Here is a 19,863-nt window from a genome sequence, read left to right as displayed (position 1 = left end):
ACGTGGAAACGACTGTCGAGTACGCCACGGCGAGTGGCGTACTGAGCAGCGTGTGGCTGCTGGTGGCGATCCCGCTGGCCAGCGCGGCGATCCTGCTGCTGCTCGGCCGTCGCGCCGACCGCTGGGGACACTGGCTGGGCGTGGCCAGCGTCGGGGCCGCCTTCGTCCTCGGCCTGGTCAGCTTCTTCGCGCTGCGCGGCCTGGAGAACAAGTCGGTGGAGCGCAGCCTCTGGGAGCTGATCTCGGTCGGCGACCTGACTGTCGACTTCGGTCTGCTGTACGACCCGCTGGCCGCCGTCTTCGTGCTGCTCATCACCGGCGTCGGCTTCCTGATCCACGTCTACGCGGTGGGCTACATGGCGCACGACGCGGGGCGCCGCCGGTTCTTCGGCTACTTCAACCTGTTCGTCGCCGCCATGCTGCTGCTGGTGCTCGGCAACAACTACGTGATGCTCTATATCGGCTGGGAGGGCGTCGGCCTGGCGTCGTACCTGCTGATCTCCTTCTGGTACGACCGGCCGGCGGCGGCCACCGCGGGCAAGAAGGCGTTCCTGATGAACCGGGTCGGCGACGCCGGCCTGGCGATCGCCATCTTCATGATGTTCGCGACCCTCGGCACCACGCAGTACAGCGACGTGTTCAACGGCGTCAACCAGTTGGCCGCCGGCACCGTACTGGTGATGGGCCTGTTGCTGCTGCTCGGCGCGACCGGTAAGTCCGGCCAGTTCCCGCTCCAGGCGTGGTTGCCGGACGCGATGGAGGGCCCGACCCCGGTGTCGGCGCTGATCCACGCCGCCACCATGGTGACCGCCGGCGTCTACCTGATCGCCCGGTCCAATCCCATCTTCTCGGCCAACCACACCCTTCAACTCGTGGTGGTCAGCATCGGCGCGCTCACCCTGCTGATCGGCGCGATCATCGGGTGCGCGAAGGACGACATCAAGCGGGTGCTGGCCTGGTCCACGGTCAGCCAGATCGGCTATATGTTCCTCGGCGTCGGTCTCGGCGGCGCGGCGTACGCGCTGGCCATCGTGCACCTGCTGGCGCACGGCTTCTTCAAGGCCAACATGTTCCTCGGAGCCGGTTCGGTGATGCACGGCATGAAGGACCAGGTGGACATCCGCCGGTTCGGTGGACTCGCCAAGCACATGAGGATCACCTGGCTGACCTTCATGATGGGCTGGCTGGCCATCATCGGCATGTTCCCGTTCTCCGGCTTCTTCTCCAAGGAGCCGATCATCGTGGCCGCCTTCGAGCGGGAGGACTGGACGGCCTGGCTGTTCGGCTTCGCCGCGCTGCTCGGCGCCGGGCTCACCGCCTTCTACATGACCCGGCTGTTCGTGCTGACCTTCCACGGCCCGGCCCGGTGGACGGACGACATCAAGGAGCCGCACGAGTCGCCGGCGATCATGACGGTGCCGCTGGTGCTGCTCGCCATCGGCTCGGTCGGCGCGGGCTTCCTGCTCTCCACCTCGGTTCCCGACTGGCTCGCCCCCACCCTCGGCGAGCCCGGCGGCGAGCACGAGGCGGTGCTGTCCCACACCGTGATCACGGTGCTCTCCCTGCTGGTGACCGTGCTGGGCGCCGGACTGGCCTGGGCACTGTTCCGCAACGGCACGGCCACCCAGGAGCAGCCGGCCGGCGTCCTGGTCCGGGCCGCGCGGCGCAACCTCTACGGCGACGCGGTGAACGAGGCCATCTTCGAGAAGCCGGGCGTTTTCCTCACCCGGGCCCTGGTGTACCTCGACAACAAGGGCATCGACGGCGTGGTCAACGGGCTGGCCGCGGCGGTCGGCGGCGGTTCCGGCCGGCTCCGCCGGTTGCAGACCGGCTTCGTCCGGTCGTACGCGATGTCGATGCTGACCGGCGCGGTGCTGGTGGTGGCGGCCTTCCTGGCGCTACAGGCGGGCTGGCTCTCATGAGTGAGCGGACCATCCGGGGAGCCGACGGCGGCGTACCGGGACTGACGAGACGAGGTAAGGCCGAATAATGTCCGACTTCCCCTTCCTCTCGGTGCTGACCGTCGCGCCGCTGGTCGGCGCGCTGGTGGTGGCGTTCCTGCCACGTCAACGGCCACAGTTGGCCAAGGTGGTCGCCCTCGGGTGGTCGCTTGCGGTGCTGGTGCTGTCGGTGTTCATGTGGGTGGCCTTCGAGGTCGGCGGCGACCGGCTGCAGTTCCACGAGTCTTACCCGTGGATCCCGCGCTGGGGCGTCAACTTCACATTCGCGGCGGACGGCATCGCGCTGGTGATGCTGATGCTGATCGCCCTGCTGGTGCCGCTTGTGATCCTGGCTTCCTGGCACGACGCCGAGTCATCCAAGCGGTCGGTGCCTGTCTACTTCGCCCTGCTGCTCGTCCTCGAGTGCACGATGATCGGTGTCTTCGCCGCCGCCGACGTCTTCCTGTTCTACGTGTTCTTCGAGGTCATGCTGGTGCCGATGTACTTCCTGATCGGCAGCTACGGCGGCCACCAGCGGCAGTACGCGGCGGTCAAGTTCTTTCTCTACTCGCTTGTCGGTGGCCTGTTCATGCTGGCCGCCGTGATCGGCCTGTGGGTGGTCGGCGGGAAGACCTTCGACTGGGTGGCGCTCACCGACGCGAACATCGCCACCGACACGGCCCGCTGGCTGTTCCTCGGCTTCTTCGTGGCGTTCGCCATCAAGGCACCGTTCTTCCCCTTCCACACCTGGCTCCCGGACGCCGGTGGCGCCGCCCCCGCCGGCGCCGCCGCGCTGCTGGTCGGCGTGCTGGACAAGGTCGGTACCTTCGGCATCCTGCGGTACTGCCTGCCGCTGTTCCCGGAGGCGTCCCGCTGGTTCGCCCCGTGGGCGCTGGCGCTCGCCGTCATCGGCATCATCTACGCGGCGCTGCTCGCGGTCGGGCAGCATGACCTGAAGCGGCTGGTGTCCTACACCTCGATCGCGCACTTCGGCTTCATCGGGGTCGGCATCTTCGCCTTCACCACCCAGGCCGGCACCGGCTCGGTGTTCTACATGCTCAACCACGGGCTGGCCACCGGCCTGCTGTTCCTCGTGGTGGGCATGCTGGTGGCCCGCCGCAACTCGGCGCTGATCCGCGACTTCGGCGGCGCCGGCAAGCTGGTGCCGCTGCTCGCCGGGGTGCTGTTCTTCGCCGGCCTCGCCTCGCTGGCGCTGCCCGGCACGGCGCCGTTCATCTCCGAGTTCCTGGTGTTGATCGGCACCTTCACGGTGAACAAGCCGGTCGCGATCATCGCCACGGTCGGCATCATCCTCGCCGCCGCGTACGTGCTGTGGATGATTCAGCGGACCACGCAGGGCACGCTCAACCCCGCGCTGGCCGAGTCTCCAGCGATGCGCAAGGACCTCTCCCTGCGGGAGAAGGTCGTGGTGGCTCCGCTGATCGCGCTGCTCCTGGTACTCGGCTTCTATCCGAAGCCGGTCACCGATGTCATAAACCCCGCCGTCCAGGCGACCATGCAGGACGTCGGCGCCACTGATCCGGCACCGACGGACGTACAGGAGGCCAGCCGGTGAACGAGCTGCAGTTGCCCTCGATCGACTATGCGGCGCTCGCGCCGATACTGATCGTCTTCGGGGCGGCCGTTGTCGGCGTACTGGTCGAGGCTTTCCTCCCGCGCCGGTCGCGTCACCCGGTGCAGTTCGCGACCGCGTTGATCGCCCTGGTCGCGGCCGTCGTGATGGTGGTGCGCAACGCGAGCACCCGGTCGTTGACCGCCGCCGAGACGGTCGCGGTCGACGGGCCGACGCTGTTCCTCCAGGGCACCATCCTGGTCCTCGGGCTGGTGGCACTGCTGCTGATCGGGGAACGCTCGGTGGAGCAGGGCGGCGCCTTCGTGTCGCAGGCCGCCATCGTGGTGGATTCGCCGGCGGACCGGGCCCAGGCGGAGCGGGCGCCGGGAGCGACCGAGGTATACCCCCTCGTCACCTTCGCCCTGGGCGGAATGCTGCTCTTCGTGGCGGCGAACGACCTGCTGACGATGTTCATCACGCTTGAGGTCTTCTCCCTGCCGCTGTACCTGCTGTGCGCGCTGGCCCGCCGCCGGCGCCTGCTCAGCCAGGAAGCGGCGATGAAGTACTTCCTGCTGGGCGCGTACGCCTCGGCGTTCTTCCTGTTCGGCATCGCGCTGGTGTACGGCTTCACGTCGGGCGTGACAAACGCCCGCGGCCGGGGCGGAGTCGACTTCGGCACCATTTCGGCGGCGGTCTCCGATTCGAACGCCAGCCCCGTGCTGCTCTTCGCCGGCCTCGCGCTGATCTCGATCGGCCTGCTGTTCAAGGTCGCGGCGGCGCCGTTCCACGTGTGGACGCCGGACGTGTACCAGGGCGCGCCGACGCCGATCACCGGTTTCATGGCCGCGTGTACCAAGGTTGCCGCCTTCGGCGCGCTGCTGCGGGTGCTCCATGTCGGCTTCGCCGGCGCCGCCTGGGACTTCACCCCCGTCCTCGGCGCTGTGGCGGTGCTCACCATGCTGGTCGGGGCGGTCCTCGCGGTCACCCAGACGGACATCAAGCGCCTGCTCGCGTACTCCTCGGTCGCCAACGCGGGCTACCTGCTCGTTGGCGTGCTCGCGCTGAGTCGGGACGGCCTGTCCAGCACGATGTTCTATCTGGTGGCGTACGGCTTCACGGTGCTCGCCGCGTTCGCCGTGGTGACCCTGGTGCGGGACGCCGACGGGGAGGCCACTCACCTGTCCCGCTGGGCCGGCCTGGGTCGCCGCTCGCCGCTGATCGCCGGTGTTTTCACCTTCCTCCTGCTCGCGTTCGCCGGTATCCCCCTGACCAGCGGCTTCACCAGCAAGTTCGCGGTGTTCGGGGCGGCGCTCGACGGGGGGCAGGCCTGGTTGGTGATCGCCGGCGTGGTCACCAGCATGGTCCTCGCCTTCCCGTACCTGCGGGTGGTGGTGATGATGTGGCTGTCCGAGCCGGGTGAGACCACGCCGGCCGTGGCCGCGCCGGGCTGGGCCACCGGAGTCGCCGTGGGCATCGGTGTGCTGGCCACCCTCGCCCTGGGGGTGGCGCCCGGTCCGTTGCTCGATCTCGCGAACGGTGCCGCCGAATTCGTCCGATGACGCCCGGCTTCGCCCGGTTACCGGCCGGGGGTCGGAATCCGGCTCCGCCCCCCGCCTGGCCCGCTGGCCAGCGTGTGGCATGGTTGGAAGCGTGGTGAGACCGGGGGACGAACGTCCAGGCGCAACCGGCCCCGGCGCGCGCCGGAGCGGGTCGAGCACGCGCCAGCGCTTCGGCGCCATGGGCCTCGAACAGCTCGACCCGACCGTCGAGGCGGCGATGGGATCGGTGCTGGGGTCCGTCGAGGCTGAGCTGCGGGACAGCGTGTTCAGCGCGGACCCGTTGGTGGCCGAAGCGGCTCGGCACCTGGTCGAGGCGGGCGGCAAGCGGTTCCGGCCGATGCTGGTGGCGCTGGGCGCGCAGTTCGGCGACCCGCGCGAACCGTTTGTCGTCCCGGCCGCCGTGGTGATGGAACTCACCCACCTGGCCACGCTCTACCACGACGACGTGATGGACGAGGCGCCGGTGCGTCGGGGCGCGCCGAGCGCGAACTCCCGGTGGACCAACTCGGTGGCCATCCTGGTGGGCGACTATCTGTTCGCCCGGGCCGCCGACATCGCGGCCGACCTGGGCACCGAGGCGGTACGGCTGCAGGCGCGCACGTTCGCCCGGCTGGTGCACGGTCAGATCGCCGAGACCGTCGGGCCGCGCGGTGGTGAGGACCCGGTCGCCCACTACCTGCACGTGATCGCGGAGAAGACGGGCTCGTTGATCGCGACGTCCGCGCAGTTCGGCGGGATGTTCGGCGGGGCCAACCCGGCTCACGTGGCGGCCCTCGCCCGGTACGGCGAGACGATCGGCGTCGCCTTCCAACTCTCCGACGACCTGCTGGACATCGCCTCGGAGTCGGAGCAGTCCGGCAAGACGCCCGGCACCGACCTGCGCGAGGGGGTGCCCACCCTGCCGGTGTTGTACGCGCTGGCCGCGGACGACGGCGACGCCGCCTCGGTGCGGCTGCGGGAGATCCTGGCCGGCGGTCCCGTCACCGACGACGAACAGCACGCCGAGGCGCTGACCCTGTTGCGCGAGTCCGCCGCGTTGAAGCGGGCCCGGGAGACGGTGCGCAGCTACGCGGAGGAGGCCCGGGAGCAGCTCAGCCCGTTGCCGGTGGGCGGGCCGCGACGGGCCCTGGAGTCGCTCTGCGACTTCATCGCCGACCGCACCAGCTGAGCCGCGAGCAAGCGTGGACCATCGCGACACCCTCGGGCCTGCCGGGCGATTCTGGCGGACCCGGAAACGGCGGTCGAGGTGCCGGCTCCCGCCCCGGCCAGGTCCTACGAGCGGAAACCAGTCGTTGTCGACCGGATCATCCTGCTTCCCGACCCGTGGAGTGCCGAGGTGTGGCGGCTCGACCTTGGCCCCGACGCGGCGGACCAGCCCCCGGGACTGGTGGTGGGCGACACCTGCAACCAGTGGAACGGGCAGTTCGGTGACGTTGCGTTCGGCTGGGCGCGATGGGCGGTGGGCGCACCGCCGTACTGGCGTGACGACCACGTCCCATTGATCAACATCAGCGACCAGTCCTTCCATCCCACACCCTGGCCGACGACGTACGCCTCGATCCCGGCAATGGCACTGCGGGCGGGCGACTTTGACCAGGTCACGGCCGGCGGAGAGGCGTACTGAGCTGGCGGACGCTGGAGTCAGTTCTCGTGGTTCCCGGGCCTGAGCAGCAGGCGCCGGCCGGTGAGCATGAGCACGGCGGCGAGCAGCATCGCCACCGCGGCGCCCCACCACATCGCCGGATAGCCGGCGTGGCCGGCCACCGCACCCAGTCCCAGGGGGCCGAGGCAGCCACCCGCGTACACCCCGGTCTGGGTGATCGAGGTGGCGGCGGCCGGGGCTTGCGGATGCAGCCGGACCACCGCGAAGTTGAGCAGGCCCGGCCAGGCCCAGCCGAGACCGAAGCCGAGCGTCACGCCGGCCACCAGCGGCACCGGACCCTCGACGGCCAGCAGCCCGAGGCCGCCCGCGCCGACGACCAACATGCCGGCGATCACCGCGACGTGCCCCGAGGAGCGCCGGTCGGCCAGCCAGCCCGCGCCCACCCGGGCCACCACGCAGACCACGCTGCCCAGGGTGAGCGTGAGACCCGCCAGGGCCGGCGAGAGGCCACGGCCGGCCGCCGAGTCGACCAGGAAGGTGCCGAGCGCGTTGGCGGCGCCAGCGGCCAGCGTGGCGGCGAAACCGAGCACCACGAGCGCGCCGGTCGCCCGGCCGCCGCCCCCGGCCGGCCGGTCCGTGGCCGCGGTCGGATCCGGGGGTACGCCGACGAGCGTGGCCACCGCCAGCGCGGCCGCCAGGACGAACGCCCAGCGCCAACCGACGGTCAGCGCAACCGCCGGCACGGCGGCACCTGCCAGCAGGGTGGAGAGCGGGATGGCGGCCTGCTTGGCGCCGAACGACAGCCCTTGCCGGCCGGCGGGCACCTGCCGGGCGAGCGCCATGTTGCTGGACAGTTGGCCGAGCGCGTTGGCGCCCGCGCTCACCGCCAGCAGCAGCACCAGGATCGGGTACGAGTGGGAGAGCCCCGCGATCGCGAGTAACGACCCGGCGGAGAGGACGATGCCGGCCCGCGCCACCGTGCCCGGGCCGTACCGCTCGACGAGCGCCCCGGAGGGGACCGATGCCAACGCGCTGACGCCGAAGTACACGGAGACCGCGAGCCCGAGGCGGACCGGGGAGAAGGCCAGGTCGCGACCCATCTGCACGGCCAGACCACCGACCAGGAACACCGGAAGAACGCAGGCCACGGTGGTGGTGACGGCGCCGGCCGCGGCCCGGACGGGGCGACGGACCGACGTGGTCACGGGCGGTTCGAGGTGGGTGGCGGCCATCTCGATCGACTCTACTTCGCCGAGAAAGAGAACCCTTCGTGTCTGACGCCGCACGTACCGTCGCGATAGGATCTGGCTCCTCGATCCCTACGGGCATTTCGCAGACGCCCGGTTTTACATATGGTGTAACTAACGTGGCGGCGGAGGTGGTTGTGCGCGACCCCTTGGCAGAACCTTCGGACCTGATCCGCAGCGTGTCCCGTGCACTGCGCGTCCTCGAGGCGGTGGGTCGGGCCCCGAAGGGCCTGACCGTGAAGCAGATCGCGCGACGCTGCGAGCTGACCGTGGCGACCACCTACCACCTGGTGCGCACCCTCGCGTACGAGGGATACGTGATCCGTCGCGAGGACGGGACCTACATCGTGGGGCTGGAGGTGGCGGACCGCTACCGGGAACTTGTCACCGCGTTCCGGGGCCCACCGGCGGTGGGGGAGGCCCTGCGCCGGGCGGCCGCGGAGACCGGCCACAGCCATTACCTGGGGCGTTTCGTCGGCGGCCAGGTGGCTGTCACCGCGGTGGCCGAGGGTGCCCGCTCGCCGTACCTGGAGGATCTGGTGCCGGGCTTCGACGAGGGCGCCCACGCGACCGCCCTCGGCAAGGCGCTGCTCGCCACGCTCTCCCCCGAGCAGCGACTGCGCTACCTGCGGGAGTTCGGCATGCGTCCGTTCACCTCGGCCACCCTCACCACGACGGACAGCTTCGAGGCCGACATCGTCGCCGGTGACCGGCGCGGGATGCACCTGGAGATGGGCCAATTCCGGCAGGGTGTGGCGTGTGCCGCCGTGTTGGTGGCGCCGGAGAAGGACATGGAACGCCGGGTGGTGCTGGCCTGCGCGTTGCCGGCCGCCGAGATGATGACGTCGGCCCGGATGGTCCGGGCGAAGCTGCTGGCGGTCGCCCGGTCGGTCGCCGACGGGCTGGCCACCGAGGGGTGAGACGGGGCCGGCGCCGGTTCTGGCGGCCGGCCCCGCCGGAGATGGACCGACCCGTCCGGTGGCGGTCCGGACGGGTCGGTCCTGGAGTGATGTTTCGTGTGTCGACGGCCGATGGGCCGCCGTCGTGATGCTCGAAGGGGATCAGCGGCCGATGGCGCTGCCGTCCAGTCGCCAGGTGACCACCACGGCGGGCTTGGCGTAGTCGCCGTTCGGCCAGGTGGACTTCGGGTTGTCGATGCTGGCCCCGGAGATCTCCCCGGGGTGCTGGACCGCCACGAACACCGAGCGGTCGTCGGCGGTGATGAACGGGCCGCACGTCTCCGCGCCGATCGGCACGGTCAGGAACTGCTTGAGATGCCCCCGCTCCGGCCCCTCGATGTGGGTGGCGAACAGGCCGTCGTTGCTGCCCAGGGCGTTGCCGTCGGTGGAGATCCAGAGGTTGCCGGCGCCGTCGAAAGCCACGTTGTCGGGGCAGGAGATCGGCGAGACCTTCGACTTGTCGAATCCGGCGAAGTAGGTCGACTCGTCCGCCGGGTCACCGCAGACGATCGGCAGCGACCAGGTGAACGTCTTGGCGGCGTTGTCGCCGCCGGCCTCGACGAGTTCCAGCACCTGCCCGTGCTTGTTCTCGTTGCGTGGATTGGCCTCGTCCGCCGGCGCCTTGCCCGGCTTGCCCCGGTCGGTGTTGTTGGTAAGCGCCACGTACACCTTTCCGGTGGCCAGGCTCGGCTCGACGTCCTCGGGCCGGTCCATCTTGGTGGCCCCGACCTTGTCGGCGGCGAGCCGGGTGAAGGTGAGCACCTCGTCGACCGGCATCCCCTCGACGTACGACCGCCCGCCCGCCGCCAACTTGATCCACTCGCCGGTGCCGTTGAAGGCGCCGTCACTCGGCAGCTTCCCGGACCCGTCGATCTCCCCGGCGCTGGTGAAGCCGAGCTTGGCGACGTACAGCGTGCCCGACTCGAGCAGGCTCAGGTTGTGCTGTCGGGCCACCCACGAGTTGCCCGGCATGAACTTCTTGTCGGAGACGAACTTGTAGAGGTAATCGAACCGCTCGTCGTCGCCCATGTAGACGACCACATCGCGGTGGCGGGTCACGATGACGTTGGCGCCCTCGTGCTTGAACCGGCCCAACGCGGTGTGCTTGCGCGGGCGGCCCTCGGGGTCGAACGGGTCCAGCTCGACGATCCAGCCGTGCCGGTTTGCCTCGTTCGGGTTCTTCGTAAGGTCGAAGCGCTCGTCGACCCGGTCCCACTTGCGGCTGCCGCTCGGGTAGCGGGCCGTGGTGTTGATGCCGTACCGGGCGAACCGCGCCTTGTCCGCGTCCGACGCGCCGTCGCCACCGACGAAGTACTGGTTGAAGTTCTCCTCACCGGAGAGCACCGTGCCCCACGGGGTCATCCCACCGGCGCAGTTGTTGAGCGTGCCGATGACGGTCCGGCCCTTCGGATCGGCGGCCGTCCGCAGGAACGGCGACCCCGCCGCCGGGCCGGTGAGCTGGAACCGGGTGGCCAACGCGGTGATCCGCCGGTTGTACTGCCGCCGGCCCGAGCGCACCAGGCGCCACTGGCCGGTGCGGCCCACCCGCTCGATCTCCACCACGGACATGCCGTGCGCGGCCATCGCCGCCTTGACCTGCTCCACGGACAGCGCGTCCTGGCTGGTGAAGCCGGGGAACATCAGGTCCTCGTTGGTGTACTCGTGGTTCACCACGAGCAGCGCACGGTCACCCCGGCCAGGTAGCGGAAGCACGCCGACGTAGTCGTTGTTGTAGCCGAACTGCTTCGACTGGGTTGCTCCGGTCTGCCGATGGATGTTCAGCGCCGGTGCGTCCGGTAACACCGGGTCGCCCCACTCGATGAGCACGGCGTGGTCGTACCCGTTGGGCACGACCACCGTGTCCAGGGTGTTCGGCGGGACCGCGGAGAAGGTCAGTGGGCCGGCCTTGGGACCCCGGCCGGGCGCGGCGGCGGCCGGAGCCGCGGGCGCCGCCGCGGCCGGCGAACCGGCGAGCGCGCCCGCGGCCGTACCGCTGAAGCCCAGCACGAGGGCGCCGAGCGCACCGGCGCGGACCACGCCGCGGCGGGACATCTCGGCGCTGACCAGGTCGCCCAGGTACGGATTGTCGGACTGGTTCGGTACCGGGTGGTCACAGGCGTTGCCACACCGGTACAGGCAGGTCATGGAGTCCCGGCTGCCGTGCCGGGTGGTGTTGAGCAGGGGGAGCAGCCGACGGCGGTCGCTCATGGGGATGGAGCCTCCTCGTTCTTATGCAGATCAGGGGCGTCTGGGGCCGGTGGCGGTCGACGCGGTGAGAGCCATCCGGACCGGACGGTAGGGGCAGCCCATGAGCGCCGTCCGGCGGAAACGTGAACCACCGGTGAACAGGCGAGCGGTGAACCTTTCGGCCGGTAAACCCGTACGAGAAATCGGAAGGCACACCGGTCAGCTCGGCGGTGAGCGCGCGAGTCAGCGGAGGGAGGTGGCCGTCATCAGCGACTTGGACGCCCAACTGCTCCGCGCACTGCACGACGAGCACGCGGAGGCGCTCTACGCACACGCGTTGCGCCTCGTCGGCGGGGACCGGCAGCGCGCCGAGGACCTCGTCCAGGAAACCCTGCTCCGGGCCTGGCGGCACCCGGAGGCGCTGGATCCGCGGCGCGGGTCCATCCGGAGCTGGCTCTTCACCACCGCGCGCAACCTGGCCATCGACGCCTGGCGGCGGCGCAACTCCCGGATCGGGGAGGTCGTCACCGACACCGTGCCGGAGCCACCGCAGGGTCCGGACGAGACAGACCGTGCGGTGGAGGCGTGGACGGTGGCCGAGGCCCTCGGCCGGCTCACTCCCAGCCACCGCGAAGTGCTGGTGGAATGCTTCTATCTGGGCAGGTCGGTCGCGGAGGCGGCGGCGAGGTTGGGCGTTCCGCCCGGAACGGTGAAGTCGCGTACCCACTACGCGTTGCGCTCGTTGCGGCTGGTCCTGGCGGAGATGGGGGTGATCCGGTGACCAGTTGCGAGTTCGCCCACGACGACGGCGCGTACGTGCTGGGTGCCCTGGCCCCCGCGGAACGGGCCGCCTACGAGCGACACCTCGGTGGATGCGCGGACTGCCGGGAAGCGGTCGCCGAGATCGCCGTGCTGCCGGGCCTGCTCGGCCGCCTCGACCCGGCCGGTTTGGACTCCATCGCGATGGGCCTGGACGCTGTCGCGCCATCGGTGGAGTCGCGGCTGCCCACGCTGCTCGCCAATGCGCGCGAGGTGCGGCGCCGGGACCGGCGCCGGGCTCGGTACCGGACCCTGGGTGGCGTGCTCGCCGCCGCCTGCCTGGCGCTAATCGTAGGTCTCGGCGCCACCGTGCTGACCCGTGGCAACCCTCCGCCGGTCCCGGGCGGGTCGCCGGCCACGAGCGAACCGGTCGTCCAGTTCGCCGCTATGCGGCCGGTACGCGGCGCCGCCCCGGTGACCGCGGAGATCGCGCTGGACGACACCCGGTGGGGCACGAAGGTCACCATGCATTGCAGCTATCCGCCGAACGGCGAGTACCCGAAGGCGTACACCTTCCGGTTGGTCGCGTACGGCGCGGATGGCGCCCAGGAGCAGGTGGGTTCCTGGCTCGCGGCGCCCGGCGACGATCTCACCTTCTCCGGGGTCACCCGGTTCTCCGGGGCTGAGTTGACCCGGCTGGAGCTGCTGCGGCCGGACGGCACCGCACTGCTCGGCTACGACGTCCGCTGACGACGGACTCGCGGCCCTACCGTCCACCGGACCCGGCCCGGACGGACCCCCCGCCAGCCGGAGGGATGGCTGGCGCGCCGGGGGGAGGAACCACGGCCGGGCTGTTGGCTCGCGCGACCCGGTCGCGGCGGGCTGTCCGGAGACCGTCCACAGTGAACACCACAAGCGCGAGCCAGACCAGTGCGAACCCGGCGAGGCGGGCGGGGGGCATCGGCTCGTGGAAGATGAGTACGCCGCAGCCGAGTTGCAGGATCGGCGCGAGGTACTGGAGCAGACCGAGGCCGGTGAGCGGTAGCCGGTTGGCGGCACCGGCGAAGAACAGCAACGGAACGGCGGTCACCGCGCCGGCGCCGACCAGCAGCGCCGTGTGTCCGGCGGACACCTCACCGAAGGTGCCCTCGGAACGCCAGGCCAGCCAGCCGAGAAAGGCCAGCGCCGGGACGGCGAGCGCGGCCGACTCGACGAACAGTCCCTCCGCCGCCGGCAACCCGAGTCGTTTCTTGACCAGCCCGTAGCTGCCGAACGTGCAGGCCAGGACCAGCGCCAGGTACGGCAGCCGGCCGTAGTCGACGGTGAGCACGGCGACCGCGAGCGCGCCGAGGCCGAGCGCGATCCACTGCGCGGCGCGCAACCGTTCCCGCAGCACCGCGACGCCGAGCAGCACGATGACGAGAGGATTGATGAAGTAGCCCAGCGCGGTTTCCACGACCCGGTCGGAGTTGACCCCGTAGGCGTACGTCCCCCAGTTGACGGCGATGAGCCCGGCGGCCAAGCCGACGCCGGCCAACGCCTGTGGCCGGCGTCGCAACCGCACGAGGAACCGCCAGTTGCGCAGGGCGGCGAGGACGATGGCGACGAAAGCCACCGACCACACGACGCGGTGCGCCAGAATCTCCACCGGTCCGGCCGGCCGCAGCAGCTTGATATAAACCGGCATAAATCCCCACATGCCGTACGCGGCGATGCCGAACAGGTATCCGATCCGGAGCTGGCTCACCGTTGATCGAGCTCCATCCACCGCTCCGGGGTGGCCAGCGCCGCGAAACCCACGCCCGCGTAGACACCGTGGGCATCCGCCGTCGACAGCAGGATCCGTCGTACGCCCCGGTTGAAAAGTTCGTCCCGGACGTGTTCGGCCAGCCACCGCCCCAGTCCGCGACCCCGGTCGGCCGGGTCCACGTACACGTCGCAGAGCCAGCCGAACGTCGCGCCGTCCGTCACCGCCCGGGCGAACCCGACCTGGGCGCCGTTTCCGATCCGGTATATCCCGCACACCAGGGAGCCGGCGTTGGCCAGCTCCTGGACCTGGAGCGACCGTCCGAGGGCCCAGTAGGAGTCCTCGGACAGCCAGCGGTGCACCCGACCGAGGTTGATCCGGCTCGGATCGGTGGACAGCTCGTAGCCGTCGCGGACGACAATCCCCATGTCTGCGAACCGTAGATCACTCCCGGCCGAGCGCTCGGGCCAATTCCCGGATCGTGGCCCGGACCTCCTCAGTCGCGGTCCATCACCAGCCCGAGCAGCCAGGTGACCACGCTCACGAAGAGCGCGCCGAGCACCGCTGCCGGCCAGAACCCGTCGACCTGGAAGGGCAGGTCCAACTCGCCGGCGATCCAGCCGGTCAGCAGGAAGAGCAGGCCGTTGACGACAAGCGCGATCAGGCCGAGGGTGAGCGCGTAGACGCCGCAACCGATGGTCTTGATGATGGGTTGCAGGACGCCGTTCACCAAGCCGAAGATCACCGCCACGATGAGCACCGTGGTGGCCTTCTCCGTCATCGAGTCGGTGGTCAGGTCGATGCCTGGGATCACGAGGGTGGACAGCCAGAACGCCACCGCGGTGGCGATCAGCCGGAGGAGAATTCCCATCCGGGCATGGTGCCATGCCGGTCAACCCCCGGACGCCCGTCGTCAGCGGCGGATGGCGGGACGGGGCCGGCCGGGTTGACCAGGTGCGACTCGGTCGCCGTCGCGGCCAGCACCGCCCACCGAAGCGTTCCGTGCTCGACCAACGCCACCATGTCGTCGCGGATCCGGGTCAACCAGTCGCCGGCGGTCGTCGTCCCGAGCGTCGCACCGACCAGGGCTGCCTCGTCCGCTCCGAGTCGGCCCAACGCCACCAGGTCCACCCGGCCGAGCCGGGTGCGGTCGTCGACGCTCAGGCCGTCGCGGACGATCAGGGTGGCCGTCCAGCCCCCGGTGCTGTCGGCGTCCACCGTCATCGCCGGCGGATCAGGCACCGGGCGAGGGCCGGGCGCCGGCCGGGTCTTCACCGGCACCGGCCCGGCGTCCACCACCACGAACAGGGGGCGCACCGGCGTACCGACGGCGTCGATCGGCCGCCCCGGTGCCCGCATCGTGACCGCCGCGCCGGTCGGGTCGATCGCGGCGACAAGCGCCGCCCAGGCCGCCGGCCGGGCGGTGCGCACCACGATCCGAGCGCCGAGCGCCCGAGCCCGCATCGTCCACAACCGCGCCGGGCCGAGTCCGCCGACCAGCAGTACCTCGGTCGGTCCGGGGCGAAACAACCGCGCCGTCACCGGTGCGCCGTGCCGGTCGACGCCGAGCACCAGCCCGGCGTCGCCGACGCGCGGCATGGACACGCGCGCGTTGCCGCCGGAGTCCAGACCCGGCGACGACAGCTCGGACGTCAGCGGCAGGGTGGCCGCGAGGGCCGGGAGATGTTCGCCGTCCAGCCGCTGTGCCGTCCCCCCGGCCTCGCCGACCAGCCGGTGCAGCGCCGCTACCCCGTCCGACAGCAGCGGCGCGGCCAGTCGTACCAGGACCGGTCCGTCGGACGCGCGACCCGGCGCGGTATCCACGGCCACGGTTACGGCGGCGGCCGGCAGCATCAGCAGCCGGTCCAGTGGCAGCGCCGCGGAGCCGTCCACGCGGTACGTGACCTGGAGCTGATCGCCGATCCGCAGGGCGGCCCACCGTTCGGCGACGGGACCGCCCGGTTCGTATCCGGCGAGGTCCGCCACGGCGGCCAGCACCTCCCGATCGGTGAGTGGCGTGACCGGCAGGGGCGCGAGTCGACGTCGGATTCGGCGTGCCGCCGCACCGAGAGCCTGGCGCAGTTCCGGTTCCGACCATCGGTCGGACCGCAACACCCGCACCGCGAGCAGCGCCCGGTCCCGACTCGGCCGCCGCCCGCCGGTCAGTTCCCGGTAACCGGTCCCCGCCGGCCCTGTGACGTCGGGAGCGGGTGCGGCAACCGTGGTCACCAGCAGCCGCAGCAGCACCGTCGGCGCGTTGGCGGGGGAGGCGGGCAGCAGATCCGCGGGCCGGGGCAACGGGCGGGGCGGGTCGCCGAGGACCCGGGCCGGATCGCCGAGTTCCAGCACCATGGTGAGCGCCGTGGTGCCGGTGAGGACACCGGTCACCGTCCCGGACAGGTCCATCGGTACGACGCCGGTCCGGGGCGCGACCAATGCGAGAAAACGCGACCCGCCGGCATCGGGCCCGATCGTCCGGTCGCGGACGTACCGCCGCGCCACGACGCCGACCCAGTCGGTCAACCATCGGCCGCGCAGCCGCAGCCAGCCGGCGCAGAGCAGCGCGGCCAACGGCACGGCCACGGCGAGCCGGGGGCCGCTGCCGGTCGCGGCGAGGAGTAGCGCGAGGGCGACCTGGGTGGCGACCACGCGGGCGGTACGGGAAGCCAGGACGGTACGCGCACGTGCCAGTTCTGCCGTCACCGTTCACCCATCGTCGATCCGGTAGTGGCTTATCGTATTGGCCGACGTCGGTGAAAGGGGGCCGGATGCCGTCGCGGCGGGATCAACTGCACTCGTACCAGTATCTGGTGCAGCGGGTGGTTGCCGCGCTGGTGCTACGGGAGACCGATCCGGCGCGGTCCCCGTTCCGGCGAGCCGCCGGTGCGGCTCTTGCCAGCGTCCTGGTGGCCGGGATCGCACTCGGTGGCATGGCCCTGTACGGCGCACTGGCCGGCACCGACACCGGTCGCTACCGGGACGGCTCGGTGGTCATCGTCGAGCGGGAGTCCGGCGCCCGGTACGTCTTCCGGGACGGTCGCCTGCATCCGGTGCTCAACTACGCGTCGGCGTTGTTGATCGTCGGGACCGCGCAGCCACGGACGGTCCTGGTGTCGCGCCGGTCGATCGAAGGGGTGCCGCGGGGAACGCCGCTGGGCATCGGCGACGCGCCGGACTCGTTGCCCCGCGCGGCTCGGCTGGCGGCCGATGGGTGGACGGTCTGTTCCACGGTGACGGAGGGCTCGGCGGGTCGGCCGGAATCGGTCCTGCTGGTCGGCGCCGAACCGGCGGGCGCCCGCCCGCTCGACGGCGGGCTACTGGTCCGGCATCCGGATGGGAGCCCGCATCTGCTCTGGCACGGCCGGCGGCACCTGGTGCGCCAACCGGATCTGGTGCTGTCCGCCCTCGCCTGGACCAGCCGGCGGTTGGTGCCGGTGGCCCCGGCACTGCTCAACGCGCTGCCCGCCGGAGCCGACCTGGCACCCGTGCGGGTGCCCGACGCCGGCCGGCCGTCCGGTATGCCGGACGTGCCGGTGGGAGAGGTGTTCGTGGTGGCCACCCAGGGCGGCGACCGGCAGTACGCGGTGGCCCGGGTGGGTGGCCTGGCCGGCATCACGGAGATGCAGGCGGACCTCCTGCTGACCGCGCGCCGGCAGGCCGCGCCGACCGTCTTGCCGCAGGGCCGTTACGCGACCCTGCCCAAGGTGCCCGATCTGGTGCCGACTGGTCCGGGGGCGTTGCCGGCCCGCGCTCCACGACTCGTCGAAGCCGCCGCGGCGGCGGTCTGCGGCCGGTTCACCGATAGCGCCGACCTGCCGCAACTCCGGCTTGCCGAGCCGGCGGCGCTAACCGCGGGCGGACCGCGGGCCGCGCCGGCCACCGGTGGCGGACCGTTCGCCGACCGCGTCATGGTCGCGCCGGGTGGCGGCGCGGTGGTGGAGGCGATGCCGGCTCCGGGGGCGCCCGGCGGCGCTGTCTGCCTCGTCACGGATCTTGGTCGCCGGTACGTGGTGCCCGGCGGTGAGGTGCTCGCCGTGCTGGGTTATCAGCGGGTGCGGCCGATCCGCCTGCCGTCGTCGGTGGTGACGCTGCTGCCCGCGGGGCAGGCCCTCGACCCCGCCGCTGCCCGCGCCCCTGTCGTCCGGTAGAGACGGACGCCGGCCGTTGTCCACAGGGTCATCGTGGGGGCTACCGCCGGTGGACTCGGCCGGCTAGCGTCAGCGATGAGAAACCAATCGATCACAAACAGTGATCATGGACGGCGGTCGACCGGTGGCACCGGTGGGGCTGCCGCGAGACGGAGCGGGGGTGCCGCCGGATGTCCCGGACGCAGGCGGAGGCCGCGGTGCTGCGGCAGACCGCGGCGAGGTTCGAGCAGGTCGATGAGGCATTGCAGGCGACGTTGACCGGCCTGATGGCCGAACTGGAGGCGTTGCGTCAGGCCTGGCGGGGCGCCGGTGGACGCACCTTCGAGCAGGTCAAGCAGCAATGGGCGGCGGACCAGGCGGCGCTGCAACGGGCACTGCGGGAAACCGCGGCCTCGATCCGGGCCGCGGGCCAGCAGTACGACGCCACCGACAGCGCGGCGGCCGGCCGGATCACAGCCGCTCATCGCGGCGTCCAGTTGCCTCTGTGACCATCGGGCGAAGGAGCTATCCACGATGAACGACGGGCTACTGGTTGTCAGTTTCCCGGCCCTACAACAGGCGAGTGTGGACATCCAGCGGGCGTTGCACGCCCTGGAGTCCCAACTCGGGCAGCTTGAGCGCGACGCGGCGCCGTTGGTCGCGACCTGGGAGGGGGCGGCCCGGGAGGCGTACGAGCAGCGCCAGGCCCGGTGGCGCACCGCCGCGCAGGACCTGCGCCAGATGCTTGCCGAGATCAAACTCGCGGTCGACGATTCGGCGGCCGACTACGTGAACACCGAGAAGCGCAACACCGGCCTGTTCGGATAGGACTGCCTCGCCGGCTGCTCGCGGGCCGTTCAGCGCGGACGGCCGAGGTCGGGGCTGCCCGGTGACCACCGGCGCCGCACACCGTGGGGAAGCACCGCCGCGGTCGTCAGGACAAGCACAGCGAGCCCCGCCGCGAGAGCGCCGATCATCATGGCGGCATGGCCGGATTCGTTCCGGCGGGACTCCTGGACGGCAAGCGACGGATCAACGGGCCGGGCCGGTAGCGCCGCGACCGGTCCCGCCGGCCCCGTCCCGGTGGTTCCGGTGACCGCCCGGAACGGGTTCAGTACGCCCCGGCCGTGGCCGGCGCCCGCGTCGGGTGCCGGGTCGACGTTGTCCAGGATCTGAACGGCGACCTCGGCGGCTGTTGACCTCGGCCGGTACTGCCGGATCAAGGCGGCCGTCGCGGCCACGAACGGCGCCGCGTAACTCGTGCCGTCGCGCTCCTGGGTGGCACCCGCGAGGCTGGCTACCGGTACGCCAGCACCCGGTGCCATCAGGTCCACATGCGGCCCGGTCTGGGAGAACTCGGATCGCTTACCATCTCGGCCGATGGCGCCGACACCGAGAACGCCCGGATAAGCCGCCGGGTACGGCCGGGGATCACCGCTGTCCCGCCGGTTGCCGGCGGCGGCGACCACCACGACATCCCGAGCCACCGCGAAGGCGACCGCCGTTCGTATGCTCGGCACGTCGCGGTAAAGCACCACGGAAAGGTTGATCACGGTAGCGCCCTGCTCCACCGACCAGCGGATCGCGTGGGCGAGTTGCTGTGGGTCCGCCGGTCGGCCGGTTTCCCGACCGTCGATCACCTGCTGCTCACTCACCCGAATCGGAAGGATCCGGGCGTCCGGGGCGAGCCCTCGGACCGGTGTGTCGGGTCGGGGCGCTGCGGCGATGATGCTGGCCACCGCCGTACCGTGTCCGACGCAGTCCTGCCAGCCGTCACGTCCGTGATCCAGGAAGTCCGCTCCGACGTCCACCCGGCCGGCGAGCTGGGGGTGACTCGCCTGGACGCCGGAGTCGATCACCGCGACCGTGACGCCGGCACCGGTTGCCAGCGCGGCGAGTTGTTCCGGTGGATAGCGCCGTTGCGTCCAGGGAGTCCCGGCCGGAGCCGGCTGAGCCGCTGGCTGGGCGCCGCACCCGGACTCGGGGGCGCCAATGCCCGACCGGCTCGGGTCATCACCGGAGAGGACGATGCCGGCGGGTACGGTGAGCTGGCCGAGCAATCCCGCTGCGAGGACGGCGGCGAGGGATCGGAGCAGGATCATCAACCCCCCATCGTGTCGACATCGGCACGGAATGTTACCCAGCAGGGCTAGGGGATGTGG

General features: G+C 71.3%; 18 protein-coding genes. 11 read left to right on the top strand and 7 right to left on the bottom strand.

The genetic code is table 11. The annotated features are described in order from the left end of the window. Positions 1-2 precede the first annotated feature (2 nt). From nuoL to ACFQUZ_RS22380, 5 genes are all read left to right on the top strand, one after another. Positions 3-1,922: an NADH-quinone oxidoreductase subunit L gene (gene nuoL, locus ACFQUZ_RS22400; RefSeq protein ID WP_377445521.1), complete on the top strand. Its 1,920-nt coding sequence runs from the start codon at positions 3-5 to the stop codon at positions 1,920-1,922. Positions 1,923-1,989: 67 nt separating this feature from the next. Then, a complete protein-coding gene (locus ACFQUZ_RS22395) occupies positions 1,990-3,516 on the top strand; it encodes an NADH-quinone oxidoreductase subunit M (protein ID WP_377445518.1) in 1,527 nt (508 codons plus the stop codon). Next, complete coding sequence (gene nuoN, locus ACFQUZ_RS22390; RefSeq protein ID WP_377445515.1) at positions 3,513-5,072, top strand: NADH-quinone oxidoreductase subunit NuoN; 1,560 nt, start codon at positions 3,513-3,515, stop codon at positions 5,070-5,072. The genes ACFQUZ_RS22395 and nuoN overlap by 4 nt, the downstream gene beginning before the upstream one ends. A 79-nt stretch (positions 5,073-5,151) precedes the next feature. Beyond that, on the top strand, positions 5,152-6,240 hold the full coding sequence (locus ACFQUZ_RS22385; RefSeq protein WP_377445513.1) for a polyprenyl synthetase family protein: 1,089 nt from the start codon (positions 5,152-5,154) through the stop codon (positions 6,238-6,240). 78 nt (positions 6,241-6,318) lie between these two features. Then, positions 6,319-6,696 carry a hypothetical protein gene (locus ACFQUZ_RS22380; protein WP_377445510.1) on the top strand — a complete coding sequence of 126 codons (378 nt, stop codon included), beginning with the start codon at positions 6,319-6,321 and terminating at the stop codon, positions 6,694-6,696. Positions 6,697-6,713: 17 nt separating this feature from the next. Here the strand turns inward: ACFQUZ_RS22380 and ACFQUZ_RS22375 are convergent, their stop codons facing one another. Next, a complete protein-coding gene (locus ACFQUZ_RS22375) occupies positions 6,714-7,907 on the bottom strand; it encodes an MFS transporter (RefSeq protein WP_377445507.1) in 1,194 nt (397 codons plus the stop codon). A gap of 152 nt (positions 7,908-8,059) precedes the next feature. On the opposite strand from ACFQUZ_RS22375, the gene ACFQUZ_RS22370 reads away from it, so the two are divergent. Next, positions 8,060-8,842: an IclR family transcriptional regulator gene (locus ACFQUZ_RS22370; RefSeq protein WP_377445504.1), complete on the top strand. Its 783-nt coding sequence runs from the start codon at positions 8,060-8,062 to the stop codon at positions 8,840-8,842. 141 nt (positions 8,843-8,983) lie between these two features. Here ACFQUZ_RS22370 and ACFQUZ_RS22365 read toward each other — a convergent pair whose 3' ends face one another. Then, positions 8,984-11,089: a PhoX family protein gene (locus ACFQUZ_RS22365; RefSeq protein WP_377445501.1), complete on the bottom strand. Its 2,106-nt coding sequence runs from the start codon at positions 11,087-11,089 to the stop codon at positions 8,984-8,986. 244 nt (positions 11,090-11,333) lie between these two features. On the opposite strand from ACFQUZ_RS22365, the gene ACFQUZ_RS22360 reads away from it, so the two are divergent. Continuing rightward, positions 11,334-11,849, top strand: coding sequence for a sigma-70 family RNA polymerase sigma factor (locus tag ACFQUZ_RS22360; RefSeq protein WP_377445634.1), 516 nt, complete (start codon positions 11,334-11,336; stop codon positions 11,847-11,849). After that, entirely contained in the window at positions 11,846-12,577 is a 732-nt protein-coding gene (locus ACFQUZ_RS22355) for an anti-sigma factor family protein (RefSeq protein ID WP_377445499.1), read from the top strand. Before ACFQUZ_RS22360 ends, ACFQUZ_RS22355 begins: the two co-directional genes overlap by 4 nt. Positions 12,578-12,593: 16 nt before the next feature. Here ACFQUZ_RS22355 and rarD read toward each other — a convergent pair whose 3' ends face one another. From rarD to ACFQUZ_RS22335, 4 genes are all read right to left on the bottom strand, one after another. Beyond that, complete coding sequence (rarD, locus tag ACFQUZ_RS22350; protein ID WP_377445632.1) at positions 12,594-13,526, bottom strand: EamA family transporter RarD; 933 nt, start codon at positions 13,524-13,526, stop codon at positions 12,594-12,596. A gap of 44 nt (positions 13,527-13,570) precedes the next feature. After that, positions 13,571-14,002, bottom strand: coding sequence for a GNAT family N-acetyltransferase (locus ACFQUZ_RS22345; protein WP_377445495.1), 432 nt, complete (start codon positions 14,000-14,002; stop codon positions 13,571-13,573). A gap of 68 nt (positions 14,003-14,070) precedes the next feature. Beyond that, positions 14,071-14,445: a phage holin family protein gene (locus tag ACFQUZ_RS22340; protein WP_377445492.1), complete on the bottom strand. Its 375-nt coding sequence runs from the start codon at positions 14,443-14,445 to the stop codon at positions 14,071-14,073. Then, positions 14,424-16,277 carry a type VII secretion protein EccE gene (locus ACFQUZ_RS22335; protein WP_377445489.1) on the bottom strand — a complete coding sequence of 618 codons (1,854 nt, stop codon included), beginning with the start codon at positions 16,275-16,277 and terminating at the stop codon, positions 14,424-14,426. The genes ACFQUZ_RS22340 and ACFQUZ_RS22335 overlap by 22 nt, the downstream gene beginning before the upstream one ends. Positions 16,278-16,342: 65 nt before the next feature. On the opposite strand from ACFQUZ_RS22335, the gene eccB reads away from it, so the two are divergent. From eccB to ACFQUZ_RS22320, 3 genes are all read left to right on the top strand, one after another. Next, the gene (eccB, locus tag ACFQUZ_RS22330) at positions 16,343-17,722 is read left to right on the top strand and encodes a type VII secretion protein EccB (RefSeq protein ID WP_377445487.1); all 1,380 of its coding nucleotides are present in this window, start codon (positions 16,343-16,345) and stop codon (positions 17,720-17,722) included. A 170-nt stretch (positions 17,723-17,892) separates the two neighbouring features. Then, on the top strand, positions 17,893-18,210 hold the full coding sequence (locus ACFQUZ_RS22325) for a WXG100 family type VII secretion target (RefSeq protein ID WP_377445485.1): 318 nt from the start codon (positions 17,893-17,895) through the stop codon (positions 18,208-18,210). Positions 18,211-18,235: 25 nt separating this feature from the next. Next, the gene (locus ACFQUZ_RS22320) at positions 18,236-18,529 is read left to right on the top strand and encodes a WXG100 family type VII secretion target (protein WP_377445483.1); all 294 of its coding nucleotides are present in this window, start codon (positions 18,236-18,238) and stop codon (positions 18,527-18,529) included. Positions 18,530-18,558: 29 nt separating this feature from the next. On the opposite strand, the gene mycP is transcribed toward ACFQUZ_RS22320, so the two are convergent. Then, on the bottom strand, positions 18,559-19,803 hold the full coding sequence (gene mycP, locus ACFQUZ_RS22315; RefSeq protein WP_377445481.1) for a type VII secretion-associated serine protease mycosin: 1,245 nt from the start codon (positions 19,801-19,803) through the stop codon (positions 18,559-18,561). Between the last annotated feature and the right edge of the window lie 60 nt (positions 19,804-19,863).

Origin of the sequence: Plantactinospora sp. GCM10030261, from assembly GCF_042666615.1 — a bacterium.
Classification (GTDB): domain Bacteria; phylum Actinomycetota; class Actinomycetes; order Mycobacteriales; family Micromonosporaceae; genus KBS50.
Note: the sequence above shows the minus strand (reverse complement) of the source record. Positions and strands in the feature narration are given on the sequence as shown.